Below are 25,559 nucleotides of genomic sequence, written 5' to 3' on the forward strand. Positions count from 1 at the left end.
GTTATGCGGGCAGAGGCGGCTGCAGCCGTCCCCATCTTATTCAGGGATGGGGCGGCTTGGTCGCTGTAAGCCCGGCGGTACCAATATAATGCCGCCATGTTTAGCGCAATAATTACTAAAATAAGGAAATAAAAAGATAATCTATAGTAATAAAACCAAAAAATAAATCTTATTATCAAAGAATTTGTCATGATAGAATGATATAGGTGATAGTAATAGTATTCACAATATAATGGCTGCGATGCCACAATTCCCAATTTTATAATACCAGCGGTTTTAATGTGACGATGTGCTTCAACATGAAAGCGAAACCTTTCGGTGAAACAGAGTGGGAGGTAAAAAGATGGTTGCTGCACAGAAAAACGGCTACGAAGATTTGACGCTGGATGAACTTGCCGCATCGGACATAGAACGGATAGTCAAAGAGCAGACTAATTCCATTTCTATTATGGATAATGAAGGCAATGTGCTTATGACTTTTGTGGGAGTCGAAGTCGGAAATTTTGTGGGCTTTAATATCAAGGAAATGAACGAGGTGGGCGGAATATACCAGTGGTCCCCCTGTTTAAAAGTAATTGAAACTAAGGAAGGATTGGTGGGAACAGTTAAATCCCGGTACGGCGAAGAACAGACTGTTATCGCCACCCCTCTTATGGACGAAAATGGCGAGATTGCCTTAGTCGTTGACGTAGCTTTGGATAAAAAGCTTATTGACAAATATTTTTCCAGCATTAAGCCGGAGAAACCTGCTAATGCCAGATTTAAGGCTTCCATGGAATATTTGAGCTCTGGCGATACTTTCGCTCATGTGCCGATTGCGGAAAGCCCGGTAATGAAAAAAATAGTCAAAATGTGCAACACCATAGCCAAAACCGATAGCGCGGTTATGATTACAGGAGAATCCGGGACAGGCAAAGAGGTGTTAGCCCGCTATATACATCGCCACAGCAGCAGGGCCAATGAGCCCTTCATCCCGGTGAATTGTGCGGCGATTCCTCATGACTTACTGGAGGCCGAGTTTTTTGGCTATGAAAAAGGCGCTTTTACCGGTGCGAATCCCAAAGGAAAACCAGGATTATTTGAAATGGCCGACAAAGGCACTTTATTTCTGGACGAAATTGCGGATTTGCCTTTATCTATGCAGTCCAAGCTCTTGAGGGTATTGGAGAGCGGCGAGATAAAACATGTAGGCGGCACGACCATCAAGCACACCGATGTGCGATTGATTTCTGCCACCAACAAAAACTTGCGGGAGATGATAGCCAACAAGCAGTTCAGGGCTGACGTATATTACCGTCTCAGTGTTATACCTATCACAGTTCCATCGCTCAGAGAGAGGCCGGAAGATATTCTGGCGCTGTCCAAAAAGTTCTTAAACGGAATAAACGCCAAATATAATTTCAGCAAGAAGCTGACCAGAGAAACCATAGAAGCATTTTATGAATATGATTGGCCCGGAAATGTCCGGGAATTGAGGAATGTGATTGAAAGACTGGCCATAACATCAGTCGACGACGAACTGCATTTCGAAGTAGGTCTATCCACGAATGGCGACAGGGTTGCAGAGCCGGTTAAGTATCTGCCGGAAATAACCTCCCGGGAGACTTTGAAAAATTTCATGGATAGAGTCGAAGCGGAATATATAGAGACCGTATTGGCGGAAAGCAATGGACGTGTATCTGAAGCTGCCAAAAGATTGGGAATTCACCGTACTCTGTTATACCGCAAGATTAGGGAAAAAATCAATAAATAATTTCCTCTGCTACTATTTGCATGGTTCATATTCTGGTCTAGACCTTCTGAGGACCCAATTCATCGCCTGGATGGATTGGGTCCTCGGCTTTTTTGATTATATTAAACGGATTGGCATGAACTTTGCTTTATAAAAGTAAAGTACCCCTAAGCTAAATCACGTTCTAATTTCTTTAGAAAGCAGATTCTGGCCTATAAATAAGGACAGACGGATAAAAGTGAGATATGGCCGCTCAGTCTGAAAAAATCTGGAGCAGAGACTATATTATCGTAGTGATGGCCTCTCTAGGCATCAGTTTCTGTAATTATTTTTTCTTTTCCACCTTGCCGATTTACGCCCAAAAACTGACCGGGACCACTGTTTATGCCGGCCTTGTGACTACCATATATGTTTATGCCGCTTTGGCGGTGCGCCCTTTGAGCGGCATCCTTTCCGATAAATACGGGCGATCCAGACTATTGGTGTTAGGAGCGGCTATATGCTGTGCAGCCTGCTTTCTGTACAATTATGCAGATGGCTTAATGGTGCTGATGCTGATACGGGTCTTGCATGGCATCGGCTTTGGTATGCATTCCACCCTGGGCGGCGCGGTTGCGGCTGATGTGATCCCCAAATCCCGAATGGCGGAAGGGATAGGTTATTTTGGGCTTTATGGTGCGGTTGCTGCTGCCATAGCCCCGGGCATCGCGCTTTTCATTATAGGGGACGGCGCCCTGGACCGGTTCAGATTATTGTTTATTCTCGCCGTTATAGTCTCTTTTGCAAGTATGATTCTGGATTGCCTTATTACCTATGAAAAAAACCACAATAAGAAAGGGTTCAAGGGTATGACCCGGACAGAAAAGCCTGCGGAGGGTGATAATAACCTGCCCAAAACCTTCCTGGGTTTTGAGTATGCCGTATTTCTGCCTGTACTGGTAAATATCCTGCTCTATGTCGCCTTAAGCAGTGTGACTTCGTTTATTTTTCTTTTTGCGCTGGACCGGGGTCTAGGCAATGTCGGTTTCTTCTTTACCTTCAATGCAATAGGTACCGTCTTATCAAGATTGTCGCTGGGGAAAGTGGCGGATAGGCGAGGGGCCGACGTCATTGTGATTCCGGGAATTCTTGGCCTGGCTATCAGCTTTGCCCTGATACCATTAGTAAATACGTCCCCGCAGCTGCTTTTGATCGCATTTTTGTCAGGGCTGGCTCAGGGCGCTGTAGTACCTGTCATGAATACCATGATGTTCGAGCGTTGTTCACCGCAGAGAAGAGGCACTGCCTCCGCAGCTTTCTTTGCTTCAGTCGATATCGGACTGGGTATCGGTTCTATCATTTTTGGAATAATCGCCGCATACAGTTATTCCTGCCTCTATTGGGGGGCCATGGTCTGCTCTGTGGCGGCTCTTATAGTCTACTGTTCAGGAATTGTCAAAAAATGCAGGCCGGATGGTCTGCCGCATCATTAACCGGCTGCAACATTGATTAAACGGTGAGATTTATACCTGGCGCCGAGCGGGGGAGGAACAATAATGATCACCAACAAACCAGAAAACTTGTGGAGTAAAGATTATATTCTCATATTATTTGCCACCCTGGGGATAAACTTCTGCAATTATTTTTTTTATGCAACTTTGCCCATCTATGCGCAAAAACTGACCGGCACGGTTGCTTATGCCGGACTCATGACCACCATTTATACTCTTGGCGCCTTTGCCATCCGTCCCTTTTCAGGTTTTCTTTCCGATAAAATCGGGCGCACCAAGTTATTGATATTGGGGGCGGCCTTATGCACTATAGCCTGTGGGCTGTACAACTTTGCCGAGGTGTTTATAGTTTTGGCATTGCTGCGGGTTCTGCAAGGCATCGGATTTGGGATGCATTCCACTCTAGGCAGCGCCTTGGCGGTTGATATAATTCCCTCAACCCGCAGGGCTGAAGCAATAAGCTATATCGCGGTTTTCAGTACTATTGCGGTGGCCCTGGCCCCGGGAATTGCACTCTCTATAATCGGGGATGGGGCCGCAGCAAACTTCAGATTGCTCTTTACCCTGGCCGCAGTGGTCGCACTCATGAGTATGATTTTCGACTGCTTTATAAGCTGTGAAAACAAGAATAAGAATGATACCCAGGATTTAAGCCATGGGGAAGATCCGATGAAGAGTAAACTGCCCAAAACCTTATTGGGCTTTGAATACGCCGTATTTCTTCCGGCACTGGTGACTGTGTTGCTATATGTCGCCTTAAGCAGTGTGACTTCATTTATTTTTCTTTTTGCCATGGATAGGAGTCTCGGCAATATAGGTCTCTTTTTTACCTTTAACGCTGCAGGCACATTTTTGTCCAGGCTGTTCCTGGGGAGGGTGGCCGATAAGCGGGGTGCCAATATAATTATCATTCCCGGCATAATAAGCCTTGCGCTATGTTTTGCCCTGCTACCGCTAGTAAACGCGCCGCTATATCTGCTTGCAATCGCTTTCCCCTTTGGCTTGGCTCAGGGGGCGGTGGGACCCCTTATCAATACCATGATGTTTAATCGCTGCTCTGCACAGAGAAGAGGCACTGCCTCTGCCGCCTTCTTTGCCTCAATCGATATCGGTTATGGTCTGGGGTCGGTAATTTTTGGGGTAATTGCCGCCGCCTACAATTACTATCTGGTTTACTGGGGTGCCATGATTTGCTGTCTTATTGCCCTGGTTATATTCTGCCTGGGAATTGCCCCTGGAACCAAACCAATCAATTACTAGAACAGAAATGGCTGCAAAATTGATACAATGTACCGGTTTTGCAACATCTGCTGTAGCATCTCTGCGACTTTTGGCGGAATGTTGACCGGTACGACAAAAGAAAATGGCCGGATTCACTCACAATTAGTGAATTGGGCCTATTTTTATAGCCAAGTGTTTCTTGCATAAGTCGCACACCCATTTGGCATGAAGTTTGCGTTAAATATTTTAAGCCGCCCAGTTATTGCCCGGTTAGGCATTATGAGAATTTGAACAGCCGCAATCTTCAAATAAAAACGGGTTACAGAAGGAGGTTGATAGGATTATTAAAAAACAAAGCCTCTGGCATAATGAAGTGATTATACGAATGTTTAAAACCCTTTTGGAATTCAAACCTGCTGCTGGAGCAGTGGCCTGATTAATACGCTTTTTCTCAAAGGAGCAACAGAGGCATTAGGTTCCCGGAAGCAAGCCTTGTAACTGCGGGTGGCTTGCTGAAAAAGCGCCGCTATATCACTTCGTAAAACTGTATTTAATGTAAAATCGGGAGGAAAGAAAAATGGATGCAACCAAAACGGTAACCAGATGGCCCTATCTAGTAGTCGGTGTAATCAGTATGCTATTTGCTGGGATCATATACGCGTGGTCGATTTTAAAAGCCCCCCTGGCCGCCGAATTCCACTGGACTCCGGCTGCTCTGGCGCTTAATTTCACCATCATGATGTGTTTCTTCTGTGTCGGCGGGGTCCTATCCGGTATTATGACCAGAGGAATGGGCGTCAAGGCCCCGATTATCACCGGCGGCATCTTGACATTTCTCGGCTTTTTTCTCACTTCACGTATGAGTGGCGCCAGCACCACGGTCTTATATTTGAGTTATGGTGTTTTGACGGGCTGCGGAGTAGGAATGGCTTATAATGCCGTGATTTCTGGAACAATGTCGTGGTTCCCGGATAAGGCCGGCACTTGTTCCGGGGCTCTGATGATGGGATTTGGAGCCAGTACGCTGGTTCTGGGTACTGTGGCCAGCAGTCTGATTCAATCTATTGGTTGGAGAAACACCTATGTGGTACTTGCTGTAGCTATCGGAGCAATTCTTGTGGTCACCGGGCTCATTATCAAGCTGGCGCCTGCGGATGCCCAGTTCCCCGGGCCAACCAAGACCAAGGCTAAGCGGGGCGAAGATTTTGAACCGCGTGATTATACTGCCGCAGAGATGACCAGGCGGTCAACATTCTGGAGATTCTTTCTCTACTGCATCCTTTCAGCAGCGATAGGCAATACCGTCATAAGTGCCGCCAAGGATATATCGCTCTCTGTTGGAGCGGCTGCCGCCCTGGCAACGACTTTGGTGGGAGTTCTTTCGATATGCAATGGTCTGGGACGAATTCTATCCGGGGCATTGTTTGACGCATTTGGACGGCGCGTAACCATGTTGACAGCCAATGCGATCACGATCGCAGCGCCGGCGGTTACTCTGATGGCTGTTCTTTTCAACAGCATACCGCTTTGTGTCGTTGGACTTAGTCTGTGCGGCCTTTCTTATGGGTGTGCTCCAACTATAACATCAGCGGTTATCAGTTCGTTCTATGGCCCCAAAAACTTCTCCCTTAATTTCAGTATTGCCAACACATTCTTGATTCCAACCTCTTTTGTAGCAACCCTGGCGGGCTCTTTTGTAACTAAAACCGGTTCTTTTGTATCGACCTTTGTAATGCTTTTGATATTCTCCATCGTTGCCCTAGTCTTTAATCTCAGCATCAAACGTCCGTAAGGGGATCCAAATGAAAATTATCATTCATTGGAATTAGAGGAGGATTTACAAATTGGAGACAAAGGCTGGTGCATCGATTTATAATGAAATATCGGTTCGCTACGGAATAACGAATTTCTTTACTAACCTTTCTCCCTATCTGCAGAATACGTATTTTGCCTTCTTCCTGACCACCATTATTGGAGTTCCCAATATTGCATTAGCAGGCGTTTTAACCAGCGCAAGAAGCTTGGATCTCTTATCATTGTTTGTTATCGGTATAATTATGCAGAAAAGCAATCCTAAGATGGGTCGTTTTGCTTTTTGGATTATATTTAGCGCATTGATAACATTGCCCATATATATTTTGCATTTTACGGATCTAGGGTTGCGCGGCAAGTCAGCCTTTATTTTCTACTCAGTATTTTATTTTCTGGCTCTATTTACATATAATATTGGTTTTACAGCTTATAATGGAGCCATAAACGTCCTTTCAAACGATCCTGTCCAAAAAGTAAGCCTATCGGCAGTACGTTCTCAATGTAATTCATTAGGTAAAATTGCATTCAGTGTGACTAATGTAGTTATTATTGGATTTTTTGCGTCATTGTTAGGCAGTGATAGCAAAGGATATACCATGATGGCAGTTGTGATATCAGTTCTTATCACACTGGCTTATTTCAATGTAATAGCTATGCTGCGGGGCAAGGAAATATATGTCCCATCCGGCCGGCAATCCATAGTCCAAAAAACATCCCTTTGGGATATGATTAAGAATTTCTTCACTAAACCTATGATGCTTTTAATCGCTGCAGCCAGTTGTTTAAGACTAGGCCAGTATACGGTTATGGGATTGGCAGCTTATTATTTTGCTTATGTCGCTGGTGATAAGGGCATGTTAGCTACTTATCTAACTTTCAGTACCTTATTTACTTTTGGCGGTTCTTTTATCTCTCCTTTTATTAACAAATTTTTGGGCAGCAAAAAAACATATATTGTTGGTCTCGCTGTTTTTGGTATCGCACTCCTATTGTCCTTCTTTTTCGGAAAGAACCCCTTAGGGTTTGCCTTGCTTTTATCCGCGGCTCAGGTAGGTATGGGTATTTGTATGGCGGTTGAGATGGCTATATATGGTAATGTAGTAGAATTCACGACTGTTGCCAAGGGAAAAGATGTCAGCGCGTTTCTCTTTTCCCTGAGTTCTATGCCTGGAAAAATCGGTACCGCCATTTCCGGTCTTGTCCTGGGCCTAGGCTTAGCAGCAATTGGCTTTGATCCTAAGGCCGGTGTTACGGAAGGAATCGTGATGGGTCTGCGGATAATAATGTCTTTACTGCCTGCTGTTATTATGGCTCTGGGTATTATCGCCTTTTACTTTTTCCCCCTTACAGACACCAAGATGTTTGAAATACATCAGCAGGCAGAGGAAATCAAAGCATCTGCAAGAGAGGCTGCAAGTGCCCAGTTCAAATAACAGCCTGATTGGAAAAAACCAACATATATATGTTTGCCGAGATGTTTTTTCGGTAAACCCTGACTTTAGATAAAACCCCTTTGCAGAATTGCCAGGTAGCATAATAGATACAATGTATCTGTCCAGTTACAACCAGATGTAGTAATGCTGCGACTGATGCCAAAAAAATAGAATAATCAAAATCGATCATTTATGAGAGCTCCAATTCACTCATTTCGGGTAGGTTGGGGCTCCTTTATCTTATTTAGGAATTGTTCGTTATTAACCATTTTAAATGGCATAGAAATTGCTCCTTATTATGTTGAAGTTTGCAATATCCCTTAATAATAGCTGTGGCAGGTAATCGCAACGCGGCAACGGTGTTGTTTATTAAGGCGCCTGACCACCTCGCAGGTTTGAAATGTGAGGTCGGGCGCTGAAGCACAGCCTTAAAACTTAAGCAGTTGAGACTAAAAGGAGGTAATAAATGGAGTTAAACAGTGCCAGGATGAATCACAAGTCAGGAGATTTAGAGAAAAGGATGGTGTTATAACATGCCAAAAGTTGACGGCGACGCAATCAGAAAAGTAAACGTCATGACTCCCAGGTTGCAGAAGCTTAAAAAAGAATGGGAAGATGCCCCTCCACAGGTATATGTTGATGGCACCCTGTTGTTTACCGAATCATGGAAAGAAACCGAAGGCCTGCCTTTAGACGTGCGCTGGGCAAAAGCCTTTGAAAAGAGAATGTTGGAAGGCCCCGTTACCATCAGAGAAGACGAACTGATAGTCGGTTCGCTGACCAAATTCATCCGCGGCAATGGCACCCTGTGCGCCATGAAGCCCCGGGAAATCCTGGCCATGTGTGAAACTGGCCGCTTTGACCGCAAGAGCAGTGACATCGATGCTACCTATATCGATCCCGAAGACCTGCGCAAGCTTACCGAAGACGCTAAATACTGGGTAGAAAATATGCCGCAGAGAAACTTTGTGCGTGATGCCATTTCGGCTGAGATGGGCGAAGATCACTTCGATCTCATGTTTGACCGGGGTATGGTATTCGAGGGCAGAGCGGTCAGAGAGGTCGTGGACAGAGGCATATTCGAGAACTGGGGTGCATTCGGCGGCGGCAACTGCATGCCCACCAAACCGGCCATCGACAATGGTCTGAATTACATTATCAAGCTAGCCGAGAATGAAATCGAAAAGTGTATGGCACTGGGTTTCCAGCAGCCTGGACTGCCGGAAAATGCCCTGCGTAAATACCACCTGCTGCAGGCCTGCATTATTTCCTGCAAAGCCGTTATCGCTAATGCCAAACGGTATGCCGATTTGGCCAGAGAGCAGGCTGTATCTTGCCCCGATATGGCTAGAAAGGCTGAACTGCTCAAAATAGCTGAAGTCTGTGAAAATGTTCCTGCCAATCCGCCGCGCAACTTCTGGGAAGCGGTGCAGAGCCTGCGTTTCCTGCACCTGGCACCCTGGATAGAAAGCTCCGAACGGCCTGAGGTCGGCGTAGGCCGCATCGACCAGATTCTGTATCCCTATTATGAAAAAGATATGCTCAAGGGCGACATTACCCGCCAGGATGCAGCCGAAATGATCGGTGCGTTATGGTTGAAGATTAGAGAGACCGAGAACCTGGTTACCGTTAAGAGAGAACACCGTGCGGCTCCGGGAACCCTGCTGCCGGACGTCACTCTGGGCGGTACCGATGTGAATGGCAATTGCCTGATCAATGAAGTCTCCTGGTTAACTTTGGAAGTAATGCGCCAGACCCTGCTCTCCGAACCTGCCATCTATATCCGTTATCACGAAAATATCGATGAAGATTTTATGGTATTTGCATTGGAATGCAATAAAGACTTCGGCGGCGGCAACCCGGCTTTCCTGGGTGACAAATTGGGCACTCAGAGATACCTGGATCGCGGCGTTCCGATTTGGGATGCGGTCAATTGGAATGCCAGCGGCTGTCTGGGCTATCACCTGGATATCGCCGAGCATCAGGGCGGGTTCTACAGCCTTAACCAGGCCAAGATATTCGAGTTGACTTTATGGAACGGCTTTGACAACAGAACCGGCAAGCAGCTGGGCCTGAAGACCGGCGACGTCACCAAAATGAAGAGCGTGGATGAGATCATCGAAGCCTTCTTCAAACAGGAAGATTATTTCTGTGAAATACTGCGCAAACATTACTTCATATGGTGGTCGGTTGAACAGCAGCACAGCCCTATGAGCGGATTGAGATGCGCCATGCTTTATGAAGACTGCATCCCGGCCGGCATGAATTCCCGCGAAGGCGGCGCTCGCTATCCCATATGCCGGGCTTCTTGGATAGGCGACCGTGGTATCACCGATATTGCAGACTGCCTGGCTGCGATTCAGCGCCTGGTGTTTGATACCAAGAAAGTTGCCATGGCTGAACTATTAGAAGCTATGAAGGCCAATTGGGAAGGGCATGAAAAGCTGCGCCTGATGTGCCTGAATACTCCCAAGTACGGCAACGATGAAGATATGCCCGATGAATTCTTCACCAAAATCATGTTAGGAACCCAGGAAATCATGCAGAGCCGCCCGGATCCCTTCACTGGAGAAAAACCCATGCTGTTCAAGGGAGCTGCCAGCGGACACACCACTCAGGGCAAATCGGTTGGAGCTCTACCCAATGGCAGATATCAGTGGACTCCGGTAAATGATGCCGCCACCTCAGCAATGCCGGGTATGGACGTCAACGGACCCACGGCTCTGATCAACTCTGCCACCAGAGATTTCAGCCTGGCCAGTGCTTCCTGTGGTTTCACCCACAACATGAAATTCTCCAAACAGTTGCTGGATACCCCTGAAAAAATAAAGAATCTGGCCAATCTGATTAAGATCTATTTCCAGAGAGGCGGATGGCACATTCAGTTCAATATCCATTCTGCGGAAGAACTGAAGGAAGCTCAGAAAGACCCAATGAAGTACAAGAACCTGTTGGTCCGTGTCGGTGGCTACAGTGCCTATTTTGTCGACCTGCCCCGTGATTTGCAGGATGAAATTGTAGAACGTACCATGCATGCCATGTAAGGCCTGATTGGGGGGAGGAGTTGTCATATCGACAACTCCTCCCCAACCACGAATTACCTGTCGAGGACTAGGTTACGTCCGGCTGGAAAAGAAAGCAGAGGTGAGAACGCAGCTATGACTGAACCAAAAGGCATTGTTTTTAACATTCAACGATATACCCTTGATGATGGACCAGGCACCCGGTGCACGGTTTTCTTGAAGGGCTGTCCCTTGAGATGCACCTGGTGTTCTAATCCGGAGTCGCAGCATCCCTGGCCGGAGGTAACACATAGGGATACCTTCTGTGAAAAATGCCTGAGCTGTATGGAAGTATGTGAACTAAAGGCTATATCGGTTGATGAAAGTGGGATTTATATCGATCGGGAGCTATGCACTGATTGTGGCGCATGTGTTGAAGTGTGTCCCTCGACCGCATTGCAGTTCCAGGGTGAGGCAATGAGCGTAGATGAGGTTTTTCGCGTCATCAAGAAAGACATTCATTATTATCGGAATTCAGGCGGAGGGGTGACTGTTTCAGGAGGAGAAGCCTTGATGCAGCCCGAATTTGTTGAAGCCTTGTTTGCAATGTGTCATGAAGCGGGCATCGGCACCTGCCTGGATACATCCGGATATGGGAACACGCTTGGCTTGGAGAAAATACTCCAGCATACCGATTTGGTGTATTACGACGTAAAACACCTTGATCCCGCAGTTCATGCCAAGTATACCGGACAGTCCAATGCATTGATTTTGCATAATCTCGAATTGGTTGTTAACAGTGGAACCCCGGTGGTTATTCGTATTCCGTTTATTCCTGGGATTAATGACTCGGACGATGATGTGGCAGCCATAGCCGGAAAAATGTCCGAAATAGCGAGAACGGCGCAGATCCACCTGCTGCCCTATCATCGTTACGGCATGGGCAAGTACAAGACCTTGGACCGGGACTATGAAATGGGAGATACGGAACGCCCCTCCGATGAAAGCTTAAACAGAGCCCAAAATATATTTGAATCTTACGGTTTTGACTGTGAGATTCGAAAATAGCGGCATTACGAATAACGTTGCCGAAAACTATTCCGAAGGGAGCAGGACAATGATTAAAGTCAGTCAACAGAAAATCGATGAAGATAAGTTTATGGAGATGCGCAAAGAGGTAATTGCCGCATGGCCAACACTAAAGGAAATCGATCTTGAAGAAGCAGTAGCCTATCAAAAAAGCCTGCCGGACAGCAAGGTTTTTTACAAAGAACTCCAAAGGATGGGCGCCGAACATAGAACGGTTAATTTCCCCCGGGCAGGCACCCCCATATTGGAGGATGAAATCGAGTTGGTCCGCAGCATCAATGCTCTGGGCGTTACCTGTACACCTCTCACCACAGACAGTTACACCAGAAACGGGATGTTTGAAAAGGCCCAACAGGGCCTGGAAGAGAGCATAAAAACCGGTAAACCGAAATTGAACGGATACCCCATAGTCAACCATGGCTTAAAAAACAACCGCAAACTGGTTGAGTCGGTAGACGGCTGTTTAGACCCCAGGTGCTCCGCCATAGCCAACAGCCAGGTGGCAGAGATGGCTTTTGCCTCCGGAATGAACGGTATGCCATGCAGTTTCTTTGCCTGGTTCAGCGGCTACGATAAGAAGGCCACCGTTGCAGAGCTGCTTACCACCGCTCAATATATGGGCCGGTTGATGGGTTACTATGCCGAACGCGGAGTCATTATCAACGCCGACTGCCATGGGTTTTTGCCCAACAGTGTATACCCCGGAAGCATCAATATAGCCACGCAGATCATATGTGCCTTGAATGTCATCACTCAGGGCGCCAAATGCGTCATGCCCCAGGTAAACCTGCAAGGGTGTCTGGCTCAGGATCTGGGAGACCTCCGGGCTGCGCCAAGGCTATTCAAGAAATATCTTGAAAAATTAGGCTATAACGACATCATTATTCCCGGTATTGTAGGCAGCCAGGTTCCTCTATTCCCTTATCCGCAGGATGTAGGCAGCGCTTTCGGCTACAGCTGTTATACCGCTATGGTGGCTGCCCTCGGCAAATGTCCTATCGCCTTTGTAAAGACTATAGATGAAGCGCTGGGGGTACCTAGCCTGGAGGCTCATGAACAGACCTACAAGGCAACCAATTGGATCTTCAATGTAGTAAGACAGCAGAATTTCCCCATTGACAATGATGTTATCCAGCAGGAAGAGAATTTGACTTTCAACGAAGTATCGCAGATTCTGGACAAAGTATTGGAAATGGGCGATGGCGACATATGTGCCGGGGCGGTAAAAGCCATGGAAACCGGTGTGATAGATTCTCCTTTCCCAATCAACATGCATGCCAAAGATGAGGTGGTCGGTATCAGGGATCTGAACGGAGCCTGCCGTTACCTCGAGTTTGGTAATCTGCCCTTCAGTGAGGATATAAAGGATTTCCATCGGGCCAAGGTTGCCCAGCGCGCCGCGGCTGAAAGACGGGAAATGAACTATTATGTCTCTTTGGAAGACTTCTGGGCGATTAGCAAAGGACAACTTATCGGCAAGCCGTCCAAATAGGCAGCGATTATTTTGGATAAAAGGAGCGTTACACCTATGAAAGAGAAAATAACCATCATCACGGGAACAGTGGGAGTAGACTCCCATGTTATAGGAACCAAGATCATATCACGGTTTTTGCGTGAAAAGGGATTCAATGTAGTGGCATTAGGCGCACAAACACCAGCCGAAGAGTTCATAAAAGTTGCTCAGGAAACCGATGCTGACGCCGTCTTTATGAGCTCCATCTACGGCATGGCGGAAATGGATTTGCAGGGCTTCAAGGAAAAAGTGACCGAGGCCGGTTTAAACGATGTGCTATTCTACATCGGGGGCATTTTGGGAGTCATGAAACACGACTGGAAAGAGGACGAAGAGAAGTTCAAGAAATTGGGCTTCGACAGAGTATATCCCCCGGAAGCTGATATCGAGTCTGCGCTGGAAGACCTGAAAACGGATCTAAAAGCCAAAGGCAAGATGTGATTGTTGACTGAAGTCAAATAAGCAAAAGGGATGTGTTAATCAAATGGACGCAACTTATTTATTTGCCCAAAACTTCAAAAATATTCAATTTGAAGATCTATCGGCAAATGTTGTTGAAATAACCAAACTGCAGGTTTTGGATTACTTTGCAGTTGCGCTGGGCGGAACCAGTCAGGCCGGGGTTAAAGAACTGGTGGAGCTGGCAGTTGATTGGGGCGGGGCTCCTCAAAGCCATATACTGGTTTATGGCCATAAGCTTCCGGTTCCCAATGCGGCTCAAATTAATGCCACCATCGCGCACACCCTGGATTTTGACGATGTGCATGAGACTGCGATCATGCACCCCGGCGTAGTCGCCATTCCCACCGCCCTTACCCTGGCCGAGTATCTGGGCGGAATCAGCGGCAAAGAGTTCATCACCGCTGTAGCCCTGGGAACTGATTTCATATGCCGGTTGGGGCTTGCCACCAGACCCGGGGAGAGTATTATTCCCTACGGATGGCATCAGACCAGTCTTTATGGATATATCACCGCGGCTGCTGTGGCGGGGAGGCTCTTGGGCTTAAGCGAAGAAGAAATCGTCAATGCCATCGGCATTGCCTATCATCAATCGGCCGGAAACGCCCAATGCGTCAAGGACGGAGCTCTTACCAAAAGATTGGGGCCGGGCTTCGCGGTAAAGGCCGGGATAACTTCGGCTTTAATGGCCCAGAAGGGCATCACCGGGGCCAGGAACGTACTGGAAGGCGATGCCGGTTTCTACAAAGTATACCATGACAATAAGTATTCCCGGGAGGCACTGGTGGGAGAACTCGGCACCAGGTTTGAAGGCAAAGATGTCACCATTAAGCCTTATCCATGCTGCAGAGGAATTCATCCCTTCGTTGATGCAACTTTGAAAATAGTAAAGGAACATCGGGTCGCCGCTGAAAATGTTGATAAAATCAAGCTGTGGTGCGGACCGGGCACCTTAAATCTGCTCTGCGCGCCGATTGAAATTAAAACCAGGCCGCGCAATTTCGTTGACAGTCAATTCAGCGCCCCCTGGGGTGTAGCTGCAGTGATAGCCAGAGGCCGCGCCGGGCTGGATGAATTTACCCCTGCCGCCATACAGAGCCGCGACCTTCTGGAAATGGCCGGCAAGATCGGGCCGGTGGAAGTCGATCCCAGCTTCGAGGGAGCCGAACTTGAGCCAGGCCGGGTAAGCATCACTATGAAGGATGGCAGTGTTTATACGGAACAGGTTGATCTGCCTCTGGGAACTCCAACCAACCCGTTGACTTTCGCCGATTGTGAAATCAAGTTCCGCGATTGTATCAAGCATTCTGTCAAACCTATCCCTGATGCCAATGCCGCTCAATTGGTCAAATTGATCCAAGAGCTTGATATGGTTAAGGACGTTACCGCACTGGTCGGACTCGTAGTCGTGGATTCATAATCAAGAATTCACCTGAACCTGGTTAAAGGCGACGGAACATAAATCAAAGGAGGCTTATCAATGAGTGTTATTAGTGAAACACTTCGTGTGCCCGTAGGAGCTAGGATTGAACGTTTCCACGACTGCAAATTTCTGATGTGGCAAGCAGTAATTGTGTCTATAGCCATGTTTGCCGAAGCGGTGGAAATCAATAGTTTCGGATTTATTCTACCTATCGTCCAAAAGCAATTTGGGCTTTCCGCGCAGCTCATGGGTTATATGGGGTCGGCCAGCAACATTGGAATGATGATCGGTGCGGCCTTCTGTTCTCTATTGGCAGATAAATGGGGCCGTAAAAAACTCTTTATGATATGCATGGTAACCTGGGGCTTGGGCGGTCTGATCTTCGCCTTCGCTCCCAATGTTGAGACACTGTTCGCAGGACGTATAATATTCGGCATTGGTGCTGGTGCTCAGATCCCGACTAGTTTGGCACTGCTGGCCGAGATGTCTCCTGCGGCAAGCCGGGCCAAGTATGTGGTCCTCTCCCTGTTGGCGTCCCCTGTGGCGGTAGTCTTTGGGGCCACAGTGGCGACGGCTATTCTATCGGTTTCAAGCTGGCGGGTAATGTTCGTAGTCATTTCCTTGTTGGCCTTATGGGTGATCGTGGTATATTATGCTCTGCCAGAATCGGCCCGTTGGCTGGAAACCAAAGGCCGTTACAAAGAAGCGGATGAAATTGTAGAAGCTGTTGAAGCGCGGGTGGCCGAATCAAGCGGAAAGCCCATCTATCAGTTTAACGCTGAAGAGATTCAGGGCCTTTATGAAGCCGAGGCGGCCAGGGAAAAAAAGATGAAAGAAATGGACAAACCCAAATGGACCGACCTGTGGAAGAGCGGGCAGATCAAGCACTCCTTCTTGGGCACATTCTGGCCTTTTCTGCAGATGCTGGGTTATTTCGCCCTGGCCACCTGGCTGACCGCCTTGCTGGTATCCAAAGGATACTCAGTGGTCAAGTCCACCAGAATGATAGCCATCTTCGCCCTGGGCGGCATACCGGCTTACTTTGGGATGGTGTGGTTGTTAAACAAATTCGGAAGGAAGTTCGCTTGCTGTGCTATGTCCATTTTGGCGGCAGGAACCGCATATGTCTATGGCAGTATGAACACCTTCACTGCGATCATCATCGCCGGGTTCATCTATCAGTTTTGCCAGTACGGTTATAACATGTGCTGCTCTACCTATTGGCCGGAGTTGCTGCCTACGCGCATCCGCGGCACCGGAATGGGATGGTTTCAGGTATGCGGCCGCCTCGGCGGTATCCTGGGCGCCATCATCGTCGGGTATATTGTCGGTGCCGGTGGATATGACGGAGTCTTCTACCTTATCGTGGCCTGTAATGTATTGAGCGTGTTGTTGATAGCCTGGTTGGGCAAGGAAACCAAAGGCATGGTTGCCGACTAAGGAAAGCACCTCAGATTGTAATGATTGAACCACCGTATGCAGAGCAGGTTCCGGAAGTGTATATGCGTAAAAGGCATATACACTCCGGAGCAGCCCGGCATCAAACTGAAATACCCAAAGTGGAGTGCGAAATGATGAATAACATTAGGATCTTTATAGATTTTGGCAGTACATTTACCAAAGCGGTCGCTTTCGACCTGGATAAAGAGGAGCTCATAGCGCGGGTACAGTCGCCTTCAACCGTAGACACGGATGTCACCGTCGGCCTGGAAAAGGCTTTGGCCCTGCTCGCTGAACAGGTTGAATTCGGTGAAGCGGAGATAAAAGAAGCCCTGGCATCAAGCAGCGCGGCAGGGGGATTGCGGGTTGTCTGCTGCGGCCTGGTGCCTGATTTTACTACTGAAGCCGCCCGCATGGCTGCCCTGGGAGCGGGCGCCAAGATCGTGGGGACCTATTCCTATGAATTATCCAATTCGGAGGTCGCAGAGATTGAAGCCATTTCTCCTGATATAGTTTTGCTTACCGGAGGTACTGATGGGGGAAACAAGAAAGTAATAATTTACAATGCTCGCATGCTCGCCAACTTGAAGCGGGGAGTGAAGAACATCATCGTAGCCGGAAATAAGTCGGCCTACGATGACATTGCCGGTATCTTGGGCAAAACCGATATGAACATTATTTTTACCAAAAATGTGATGTCGGAAATCGGTGTTATCGATGTGGACTCGACCAATCAGAAAATCAGGGAACTGTTTATAAATAGAATAACTGAAGCCAAAGGAATCGCACGGGTAAAAACCATGGTCAAAGATGTAATCATGCCCACTCCTTCAGCGGTCATGGAAGCCGCAAAATTAATAGCCGACGGCGTTCCGGGCTGCCCGGGCCGGGGGGAATTGCTCCTGGTTGACGTGGGGGGCGCGACTACAGATGTTTATTCAGTAGCCCAGGGCAGCCCCACTCAGCCTGGGGTGAGCATGTTGGGGCTTCCTCAGCCTTACGCCAAGCGTACTGTAGAAGGTGATTTGGGCTTGTTTCACAATCTCGACACATTGGCTGATATCGCTAAGCGGGAATGCGCCGGTGCCCTGGATGATCCCTTTTTTGATGAAAAAGTAACTGAATTTCGTCAGATGGGCAGACTTCCCAGCTGTGAGGAGGAGGCTGAATGTCATGTAACCCTTTCTCGGTTGGCGGTTAAGACTGCGGTGGAAAGACATGCGGGGAGAATAGATGTCATAGTTACGCATAATGGCGATTATATGGTGCAAAGGGGCAAGGATCTCACTCAAGTCAAGTTAGTGATCGGAGCTGGAGGACCGGTTGCTTTTTCGTCCGACCCGCGACGGGTGCTGCAGGGCGCACTGTTTCATAAGGAGAGCCCGGCCTTGCTCAAGCCTAAAAATCCCCTGATGATGCTGGATGGGAAATACATACTGTTTGCCGTGGGGCTGCTGGCACAAAGCGAGCCGCGAAAAGCATTCAACATTATTAATAAATACCTGGTCAACCTATAGTCCCCCGACAAGTCCCGATTGACTTATCAAGTGGTTTAATCTGACGAATTATCGGCTGTCATGCCTGGGGAGCATCATTCAACCGGGCCATGCTGAAGGTGGTGAGCCTAATGTCTAAAGTAAAGACGCCTGCTGAAATCGCTTTGTTGATTAAAGACGGTGCGACTGTTGCAGCCTCGGGAATGGGGCTGGCAGGATGGAACGAGGAAATGGCCCTAGCCATTGAGCAGCGTTTCCTGGAAAGCGGTCACCCTCAAGGTATTACCCTATTACAGGCCTGTTCGCTGGGGGATTGGACCACCAAGAGGGGCACGACTCATTTCGGCCATGCCGGATTGGTAAAAAGATGGATCGGGGCGCATATCGGTGCCAGTCCCAATCTGGTCAAGCTGGTAGAGGAGAATAAAATAGAGGCTTACAACCTGCCGCAGGGGGTGTTGACTCAACTCTGGCGGGAGGTGGCTGCGCAAAGGCCCGGTATTGTAACCAGAGTGGGCTTACATACCTATGTCGATCCCCGACTGGAAGGCGGAAAATTGAATCGGCTTACGCGTACTAAAGAAGATATTGTCAAGGTAGTTGAGCTGGAAGGCGAAGAATACTTGTTCTATCAGGGCTTTCCCATCGATGTGGCCCTGATTCGCGGTACGGTCGCCGATGAAAACGGCAATGTGACCATGACCAAAGAGGGGATGCTGAGCGGCGCCTTACACCTGGCGCAAGCGGCCAGAAACAGCGGCGGCATGGTGATCGCCCAGGTGGAATACATAGCAAAAGCCAACTCCTTGCATCCCAAAGAGGTAAAAGTACCCGGCATACTGGTCGACTATGTAGTGGTGGCGGCATCCAACGATAATCACTTCCAAACCGAAGGGGTTTATTATAACCCGGCATTTTCGGGCAATGTTAAGGTTCCCTTAAAAGAGCTGCCTCCTTTGCCTCTGGATGAACGCAAGATCATCGCCCGGCGGGCGGCCATGGAATTAAAGCCGGATGCCGTCGTAAATCTGGGTGTGGGCATGCCAACCGATGTGGCCAATATCGCTGCCGAAGAGGGCGCCAGCGAGAGCATAGTTCTGACTACAGAGGCGGGCGGCATCGGGGGCGTTCCCGCCGGTCTGCCTCATTTCGGCCAATCCTATAATGCCGAAGCCATGATCGAGATGCCTTCCCAGTTTGATTTTTACGATGGCGGTGGCATTGATATAGCTTTTCTCGGCTTGGGGCAGGCCGACAGACACGGAAACGTAAATGTCACTCAATTTGGCGCCAAACTCATGGGCTGCGGCGGTTTTATCAATGTCAGCCAAAACTCCAAAAAGGTGGTTTTCTGTGGATCTCTCACCGCCGGGGGGCTGAGAGTCAAGGCTGAGGAGGGACAATTGCGAATTGTTCAAGAGGGTGGTTATAAGAAATTCATCAAGAATGTGGAGCATATTTCTTTTAGCGGTCAATTCGCGGGCCAAGTTCGGCAGGCCGTGGTATATGTCACCGAGCGGGCGGTTTTTACCATAGCGGATGGCTTGCTTACCTTGGTCGAGATAGCCCCCGGAGTAGATGTGGAACAAGATGTTATGCAGCAGATGGCATTCAGGCCCAGAGTATCTTCTAACCTGAAAACCATGCCGGTAGAGATCTTTCGGGAGAAATGGGGCGGGTTGCGGGAGATTATTGCGGCGAATCAATAACAACAAATTAACCTCCCCGAAACGGACTGCTTAGCTGTTTTCAATGCGTGTTGAACCAAGCGGACAAAAGGAGGGATTCCTGGTGGTAAATGAAACCATAAGCCTTATCATGGGCCGAAGAAGTATCAGAACCTTTAAACCTGAACAGATAGAAGAGGAGAAACTGCGGATTATTCTGGATGCCGCCCAATATGCACCCAATGGCGGAGGCCGTCAATTATGGCATTTCACTGTGGTGCAAAATCAGCACATGATAGAGCAGATGGTCAAAGGCATGATAGATATTATGAGCAACTCAGCCCTGGCCAGATATCAGCAGAAGGCTGCCGATCCCAATTATCATACCTTCTATCATGCGCCCACGGTCATTGTAGTCTCAGGGGTGGAAAATGCCAAGGGAATTGAAATGGACTGCGCGGCGGCCACAGAAAACATGATCATTGCCGCCGAATCGCTGGAATTAAGCTCGTGCTGGATAGGTTCGGCAGAATTGATCCTGGTTAAGGAAGAGATCAAAAAGGCCTTAGGGATTCCGGAAGGCTATAAACCTTTCCATGCGGTTTCACTGGGCTATAATTCTTCCCGCACTGCGGTTAAACCCGCGCCAAGAAAAGAGAACATCGTGAACTATGTGCGCTGATCAATCTTGAACTTCGGTATTCATGACCCAAACCATTGCTGAGCAATTGCTTAAACGCCCATGGTATGGGCGGCATGGCTTGACAGACGTGATCAGTCCGTTTGTATATGAGCCTTTCTCATGTTATGGCACTGGAAGGAGTTGTTTGGTGTGTCCAAGGTAAAAACTGCTGATGAACTCGCCTTTCTGGTTGCAGACGGCGCCACCGTCGCAGTTTGCGGAATGGGACTGGCAGGGTGGAATGAGGAAATGGCTTTGGCCATCGAGAAACGTTTCCTGGAGACTGGCCATCCCCGGAATATAACCTTCTTTCAGAACGGTGGTATGGGTGATTGGACAATTAATAGAGGCCCCACTCACTTTGGCCATGTCGGCTTGGTAAAAAGATGGATAGGTGCTCATATCGGTTCAAATCCCACCATGTCCAAGCTGGTAGCGGAAAATAAAATAGAAGGCTACAACTTGCCCCAGGGTGTGATATGTCAACTATGGCGCGAGATTGCCGCCAAAAGACCGGGACTGATAACCAAAGTGGGATTGGGGACTTTTGTTGATCCAAGAGTGGAAGGCGCTAAACTGAACTCCCTTACGCAAGAGGACATAGTCAAATTAATCGAATTCGAAGGCGAGGAATATCTTTTCTTCAAGAGCTTGCCCATTGATATGGCCTTGATTCGAGGTACAGTAGCTGATGAGAAAGGGAACCTGACAGCAACCAAAGAGGGACAGCTAAACGGCGCTCTGCATCTGGCCCAGGCCACCAGAAACAGCGGCGGGATTGTGATCGCTCAGGCTGAATATTTAGCCCAAGCCGGCTCATTGCACCCCAAAGAAGTAAGGGTGCCGGGCATACTGGTAGATTATGTGGTGATAGCCGCCAAAGCAGAACACCACTGGCAGACCGAAGGCCTGTATTACAACCCGGCTTTTTCAGGCAGCATAAAAGTCCCCCTGAGCGAGGTGCCCCCGCTTTCATTGAACGAACGCAAAATCATCGCCCGGCGGGCCGCCATGGAACTGGAACCGCACAGCGTCATTAACTTCGGGGTTGGCATGCCCACTGATGTAGCTAATATCGCCACTGAGGAGAATGCCAATGAAGGCTTGTCATTGACTACAGAAGCCGGCGCAATTGGGGGCGTACCTGACGGCATTCCCAATTTCGGCCATGCTTATAATGCTGAAGCCATTATCGAAGAACCCAGCCAGTTTGATTTTTACGACGGCGGAGGCATAGATATAGCCTTCCTGGGTTTGGCCCAAGCCGACCGGCAGGGGAATGTGAATGTGGCGAAATTTAACCGTAAACTAACCGGCTGCGGGGGATTTGTGGATATTAGCCAAAACTCCAAAAAAGTGGTTTTCTGCGGTTCATTCACCAGCGGGGGACTGCAGGTCAGGGTTAAAAATGGACAACTGCTTGTTGAACAGGAGGGAAAATTCCGTAAATTCCTGCAGCGGGTGGAGCACATTTGCTTTAGCGGCGAATACGCTCAGAAGAGGGCACAGCAGGCCTTGTATGTGACCGAACGTGCGGTGTTCACCCTGGAGCAAGGGGAGTTGACTTTAATAGAGATCGCCCCCGGCATTGATTTGGAAAATGATATATTGGCCCAGATGGAATTCAGACCCAGGGTGCCACCGCGTCTGAAACTTATGCCCGCTGGGATCTTCCAGCCCGTGTGGGGGCGGTTAAATGAGCTCATTAAGGCAAAACAGGCCAAGTAAAGTCTGCAGCGGATATCCGGGCGCAATCCCAATCAATAAGGGACTGGGACGGATATTTAGAATGGCTTTCACTAAACCACGCAAAGGAGCAGTCATAAATGGATCATATGATTGAACAATTCTATAAGGAACTCAACCGTCATTATGCTGCCGGAAATATAGATGCCGTAGAGCAATTTTTGCACAAGAGCGGCAGGCATTATCGTCCTTGCTGCGGCGGATTCAACCCCATTTATCTTGCGGTTTTAAGCGAACTCGGCTCCTTCTACCGCGGTACCAGCAGGTATGCGGCCTCTGTCGAGGCTTTCACTGCGGCAGGACGGATCATTGAGGAATTCATCGGCCCTGAAAGCGTTGAGTACGCTACCAATATCAACAATCTGGCCGGAACCTATCGTTTAATGGGCGAAAATGATAAATCTATAAACCTGTTTAACCAGGCTTTCGAGATATACCGTACTACCATCGGTACCGACAACTATCTGTATGCAAGCGCTCTCAATAACGCCGGCCTTCTCTATCAGAGCATAGCGGACTTTGAGAAAGCCATCGATTGTCTGGAGCAGGCCCTGGCAATTCTGAATCAATTGGGCGCTTTCGGGGAAAATGTCGCCACTACTTACAGCAATCTGGCCGTCGCCTATGAAAAAACGGGCCGGTATGATCAGGCCCAAGAGGCGCTGAGACAGGCGCTAGAGCGGTTTGCAAGCCTGCCCGGCAGTTTTCTCGGTTTTCCTGAGCGTAGTAAAAGCGAACTATCCGTCGACCGTGTCGGTGTTATGGCTACTTCCTCCTTTTACTATCGGTATATCGGCCTGAGACAGGCGCCCCGGACGCTTATGGAATGGCGCCGCATACCTGAGAGCTATCTGGCGGTGGTGACCAACGGTGAGGTTTTTGTGGATGAATGGGGCGAGTTCAGTAAAATACGCAGTGAACTGATGGCATTTTATCCGGAGGATATCCGCATTAAAAAAATTGTGTCCCGTGCCGCCATAATGGCCCAGGCAGGACAATATAATTACGCCCGATGCATAAAACGCCGTGAATATGTGGCGGCACAGTGTGCCTTGCATGAATTTACAACAGCCGCTTTTTCCATGCTCTACCTATTAAACAGGAAATATGCCCCGTTTTATAAATGGGCGCACCGCGGTATTCGCCGCCTGCCGGTTCTTTCCGAAACCTATGATCTGTTCTCTGCACTGTGCAGAGATTACGGCGGCGAAGATGTTTACCGGATGCGCGAGGACATAATCGAAACCATATGCACGCTGGTCATTGAAGAATTGAAAAGACAAAAACTTACGGATTTGGATGACGTTTATCTGCAAAATCACTGCTGCGCCATGATGCAGCGCATTGAAGACGATGATATCCGCAAACTGCATATATTGGCTGAATAGGGGGAGTAATATGCAACCGGTCATCAAAAGGATTCTGGATATCGAATGGGAAATGTTTGACGCCGTCGAAAATGCAGGCGGACGCGCCAATTGCCAGGATGATTGGCAGACCTTTGAGAAACAGCGCGGCAGTCAGCTCAGGGCTTGGAACAGCACCATGCTGCAGAGTTATGTTAGCGACCTTGAAGAAGCACTGCAGGAGGGACGCAATCTGATGACGGAGAAATACGCCTATATGATGAAACATACTTCTCCGGTGGAATATGAAGCCATTAAGGATCGGCTGCCGGTTCTGTCCGGCGAAAAAAATCAGCTCATCAACGAAATCGCCGCCGTACAGGTTAAATGGCTGGAGGCGCTTTCCCAGCGTTATCCCTGCGTCTGCGGCCACGGCAGGCTTATCCATTCCAGCCAAGAGCCCATCTTCGGCACATCGTTTGAAACCTACCTGAAAGGCGAACTCGCCACTTATTCCATGGAAACGCTGCAGCAATACCAAGCCTATGTTAAAGAATTGCTGTCCCAGGGGAAAAACCTGAATGAGGATGTGCTCAACTATACCTGTCTTGCTTACGGTTATACATCCATCGGCGATGCAGAACAGAAGCTGCGGGCCGGGATCTTTCAATAATTTATGTTTTGCTCTTTTGCCGGCTGTCTTATCATGGCCTCTACTTGGGCAACTTGATTCTAAATTCTCGTTCCGTCTTGATTCCATTGGCGTCCTAGTCATGGATTTACGCCAGGTATCCTCCTCACAAAAACATAAACTTTTTGGCGATATTCTTACCATTTCTCCCATGATACATTGTCTAATATCCGATTTTATATTTACAGACTAACAATTCCTATATGCTCAAGCAATATCTTCAAACCTATTAAAAACAGTATAATGCCGCCGGAAAGCTCGGTCCCCGATTTGAATTTTGCACCGAATATATTTCCGATTTTAACACCCAATATAGACAAAGTGAGTGTGATAATCCCAATGGAAAAAATCGCAGGGACAATATCCACATGAAGAAAAGCAAATGATACACCTACCGCCAGCGCGTCAATGCTTGTGGCCAGAGCAAGGGGCAACATTTTCGAACGTTTTAAGGAGGCTTTCTTTGTATAGGGACGCTCTCCGCCTGGACATTCTCTGTCCGTACATGTTTCAGCAGGACATTCCCTGTCAGTACAGCCTTCTTTTTAAAGCTTTCCGCAATCATTTTGCCGCCGATAAAGCAGAGCAAAGCAAACGCAATCCAGTGATCAAAAGTGATAATCTTATCGGCAAACTGTGTGGCAAGCAAATACCCGATAAGCGGCATAACCCCTTGAAAAAGGCCAAAGTACAAACCAATTATCAATGCTTTTTTTATAGTTGCCTTAGGCATGGCCAGCCCGGAGCAAATGGCTACGGCAAAAGCATCCATAGAAAGTCCAATAGCAATGAGGAATAGTTCAAATAGATTCATGGTACATCCTCCTTTACAGAATGTGATTTGCAAAAGAAAAAGCCAAGTATACTCATACGAGCATATACTTGGGCTTTTACAAAAATAAAGACCATGTATAGCTGTAGAAGTTATACATGAGTCTCGTTTTTTAAGACAAGCCAGACCGTTACCGATCAGTATGTTGACTTGCCACGCATATCTGCGCCAACTACTCCCTCATGGGCATTTAAAATTTTCAATAGTATATCATGGTTGTGTGAAGGTCAAGCGAAAACAATGATACACTAAAAGCACCAGCTGAGGCAATTCCCCGGATGGTGCTTAAATGTCAATATGGAGGGAGCATTTTTAGTGAGTATGGCGATGCTTGAAGCCATCCATGCCTAGGAGAATAAAACAGCGGCAAAAGAAGAGGCCGCCGCAGTAGCCGCAAAACTCCGGGAAATAAAACTCAAGGAAGCAGCTAAAAAAATCGAAGATGGAATCAACGAAACCCTAACATACATGGATTTCCCTTATGC

Annotated in this window: 17 protein-coding genes and 2 pseudogenes; 18 read left to right on the plus strand and 1 reads right to left on the minus strand. The window is 48.2% G+C overall.

Annotation, left to right across the window (positions count from 1 at the left end):
- The first annotated feature begins 343 nt into the window (after positions 1 to 343).
- The 17 genes from B2633_RS13785 to B2633_RS13865 all read left to right on the plus strand — a co-directional run bounded on the left by B2633_RS13785 (position 344) and on the right by B2633_RS13865 (position 24,224).
- Positions 344 to 1,753 carry a sigma-54 interaction domain-containing protein gene (locus tag B2633_RS13785; RefSeq protein ID WP_483171300.1) on the plus strand — a complete coding sequence of 470 codons (1,410 nt, stop codon included), beginning with the start codon at positions 344 to 346 and terminating at the stop codon, positions 1,751 to 1,753.
- A gap of 224 nt (positions 1,754 to 1,977) precedes the next feature.
- Positions 1,978 to 3,204, plus strand: coding sequence for an MFS transporter (locus B2633_RS13790; protein WP_483171301.1), 1,227 nt, complete (start codon positions 1,978 to 1,980; stop codon positions 3,202 to 3,204).
- Between the two features lie 63 nt (positions 3,205 to 3,267).
- Positions 3,268 to 4,482, plus strand: coding sequence for an MFS transporter (locus B2633_RS13795; protein WP_483171302.1), 1,215 nt, complete (start codon positions 3,268 to 3,270; stop codon positions 4,480 to 4,482).
- A 538-nt stretch (positions 4,483 to 5,020) separates the two neighbouring features.
- On the plus strand, positions 5,021 to 6,235 hold the full coding sequence (locus B2633_RS13800) for an MFS transporter (protein ID WP_483171303.1): 1,215 nt from the start codon (positions 5,021 to 5,023) through the stop codon (positions 6,233 to 6,235).
- A 52-nt stretch (positions 6,236 to 6,287) separates the two neighbouring features.
- A complete protein-coding gene (locus B2633_RS13805; protein WP_483171304.1) occupies positions 6,288 to 7,688 on the plus strand; it encodes an MFS transporter in 1,401 nt (466 codons plus the stop codon).
- A 533-nt stretch (positions 7,689 to 8,221) separates the two neighbouring features.
- Entirely contained in the window at positions 8,222 to 10,732 is a 2,511-nt protein-coding gene (locus B2633_RS13810) for a pyruvate formate lyase family protein (RefSeq protein WP_483171306.1), read from the plus strand.
- A gap of 114 nt (positions 10,733 to 10,846) precedes the next feature.
- A complete protein-coding gene (locus B2633_RS13815; RefSeq protein ID WP_483171308.1) occupies positions 10,847 to 11,758 on the plus strand; it encodes a glycyl-radical enzyme activating protein in 912 nt (303 codons plus the stop codon).
- A gap of 49 nt (positions 11,759 to 11,807) precedes the next feature.
- On the plus strand, positions 11,808 to 13,271 hold the full coding sequence (locus B2633_RS13820) for a hypothetical protein (RefSeq protein ID WP_483171310.1): 1,464 nt from the start codon (positions 11,808 to 11,810) through the stop codon (positions 13,269 to 13,271).
- 36 nt (positions 13,272 to 13,307) lie between these two features.
- Positions 13,308 to 13,733, plus strand: coding sequence for a methylaspartate mutase subunit S (glmS, locus tag B2633_RS13825; protein ID WP_483171311.1), 426 nt, complete (start codon positions 13,308 to 13,310; stop codon positions 13,731 to 13,733).
- Positions 13,734 to 13,776: 43 nt separating this feature from the next.
- Entirely contained in the window at positions 13,777 to 15,171 is a 1,395-nt protein-coding gene (locus B2633_RS13830) for an MmgE/PrpD family protein (protein WP_483171312.1), read from the plus strand.
- Positions 15,172 to 15,231: 60 nt separating this feature from the next.
- Positions 15,232 to 16,614, plus strand: coding sequence for an MFS transporter (locus tag B2633_RS13835; protein ID WP_483171313.1), 1,383 nt, complete (start codon positions 15,232 to 15,234; stop codon positions 16,612 to 16,614).
- A 62-nt stretch (positions 16,615 to 16,676) separates the two neighbouring features.
- Positions 16,677 to 18,131 (plus strand): methylaspartate mutase accessory protein GlmL, encoded by a 1,455-nt coding sequence (glmL, locus tag B2633_RS13840; RefSeq protein WP_483171315.1) that lies wholly within the window; start codon positions 16,677 to 16,679, stop codon positions 18,129 to 18,131.
- A 110-nt stretch (positions 18,132 to 18,241) separates the two neighbouring features.
- Complete coding sequence (locus B2633_RS13845) at positions 18,242 to 19,819, plus strand: acyl CoA:acetate/3-ketoacid CoA transferase (RefSeq protein WP_483171317.1); 1,578 nt, start codon at positions 18,242 to 18,244, stop codon at positions 19,817 to 19,819.
- 82 nt (positions 19,820 to 19,901) lie between these two features.
- Positions 19,902 to 20,459 (plus strand): nitroreductase family protein, encoded by a 558-nt coding sequence (locus B2633_RS13850; protein WP_483171319.1) that lies wholly within the window; start codon positions 19,902 to 19,904, stop codon positions 20,457 to 20,459.
- A 150-nt stretch (positions 20,460 to 20,609) separates the two neighbouring features.
- Positions 20,610 to 22,187: an acyl CoA:acetate/3-ketoacid CoA transferase gene (locus B2633_RS13855; protein WP_483171320.1), complete on the plus strand. Its 1,578-nt coding sequence runs from the start codon at positions 20,610 to 20,612 to the stop codon at positions 22,185 to 22,187.
- 98 nt (positions 22,188 to 22,285) lie between these two features.
- Entirely contained in the window at positions 22,286 to 23,593 is a 1,308-nt protein-coding gene (locus B2633_RS13860; protein ID WP_483171322.1) for a tetratricopeptide repeat protein, read from the plus strand.
- Between the two features lie 10 nt (positions 23,594 to 23,603).
- Positions 23,604 to 24,224, plus strand: a complete 621-nt coding sequence (locus B2633_RS13865; RefSeq protein WP_483171324.1) for a DUF4125 family protein — start codon at positions 23,604 to 23,606, stop codon at positions 24,222 to 24,224.
- A 200-nt stretch (positions 24,225 to 24,424) separates the two neighbouring features.
- On the opposite strand, the pseudogene B2633_RS13870 reads toward B2633_RS13865, so the two are convergent.
- Positions 24,425 to 25,056: pseudogene (locus B2633_RS13870) on the minus strand (manganese efflux pump MntP).
- A 345-nt stretch (positions 25,057 to 25,401) separates the two neighbouring features.
- On the opposite strand from B2633_RS13870, the pseudogene B2633_RS13875 reads away from it, so the two are divergent.
- A pseudogene (locus tag B2633_RS13875) lies at positions 25,402 to 25,559 on the plus strand (IS256 family transposase); the annotation flags it as partial.

The sequence above is a fragment of the Syntrophomonas sp. UBA1041 genome (genome assembly GCF_002316705.1).
Lineage (GTDB): Bacteria > Bacillota > Syntrophomonadia > Syntrophomonadales > Syntrophomonadaceae > DTU019.

Coding starts and splice junctions, on each gene's coding strand:
- B2633_RS13785 (WP_483171300.1), top strand. CDS start 344: ATGGTTGCTGCACAGAAAAACGGCTACGAAGATTTGACGCTGGATGAA.
- B2633_RS13790 (WP_483171301.1), top strand. CDS start 1,978: ATGGCCGCTCAGTCTGAAAAAATCTGGAGCAGAGACTATATTATCGTA.
- B2633_RS13795 (WP_483171302.1), top strand. CDS start 3,268: ATGATCACCAACAAACCAGAAAACTTGTGGAGTAAAGATTATATTCTC.
- B2633_RS13800 (WP_483171303.1), top strand. CDS start 5,021: ATGGATGCAACCAAAACGGTAACCAGATGGCCCTATCTAGTAGTCGGT.
- B2633_RS13810 (WP_483171306.1), top strand. CDS start 8,222: ATGCCAAAAGTTGACGGCGACGCAATCAGAAAAGTAAACGTCATGACT.
- B2633_RS13815 (WP_483171308.1), top strand. CDS start 10,847: ATGACTGAACCAAAAGGCATTGTTTTTAACATTCAACGATATACCCTT.
- B2633_RS13820 (WP_483171310.1), top strand. CDS start 11,808: ATGATTAAAGTCAGTCAACAGAAAATCGATGAAGATAAGTTTATGGAG.
- glmS (WP_483171311.1), top strand. CDS start 13,308: ATGAAAGAGAAAATAACCATCATCACGGGAACAGTGGGAGTAGACTCC.
- B2633_RS13830 (WP_483171312.1), top strand. CDS start 13,777: ATGGACGCAACTTATTTATTTGCCCAAAACTTCAAAAATATTCAATTT.
- B2633_RS13835 (WP_483171313.1), top strand. CDS start 15,232: ATGAGTGTTATTAGTGAAACACTTCGTGTGCCCGTAGGAGCTAGGATT.
- glmL (WP_483171315.1), top strand. CDS start 16,677: ATGCGTAAAAGGCATATACACTCCGGAGCAGCCCGGCATCAAACTGAA.
- B2633_RS13845 (WP_483171317.1), top strand. CDS start 18,242: ATGTCTAAAGTAAAGACGCCTGCTGAAATCGCTTTGTTGATTAAAGAC.
- B2633_RS13860 (WP_483171322.1), top strand. CDS start 22,286: ATGGATCATATGATTGAACAATTCTATAAGGAACTCAACCGTCATTAT.
- B2633_RS13865 (WP_483171324.1), top strand. CDS start 23,604: ATGCAACCGGTCATCAAAAGGATTCTGGATATCGAATGGGAAATGTTT.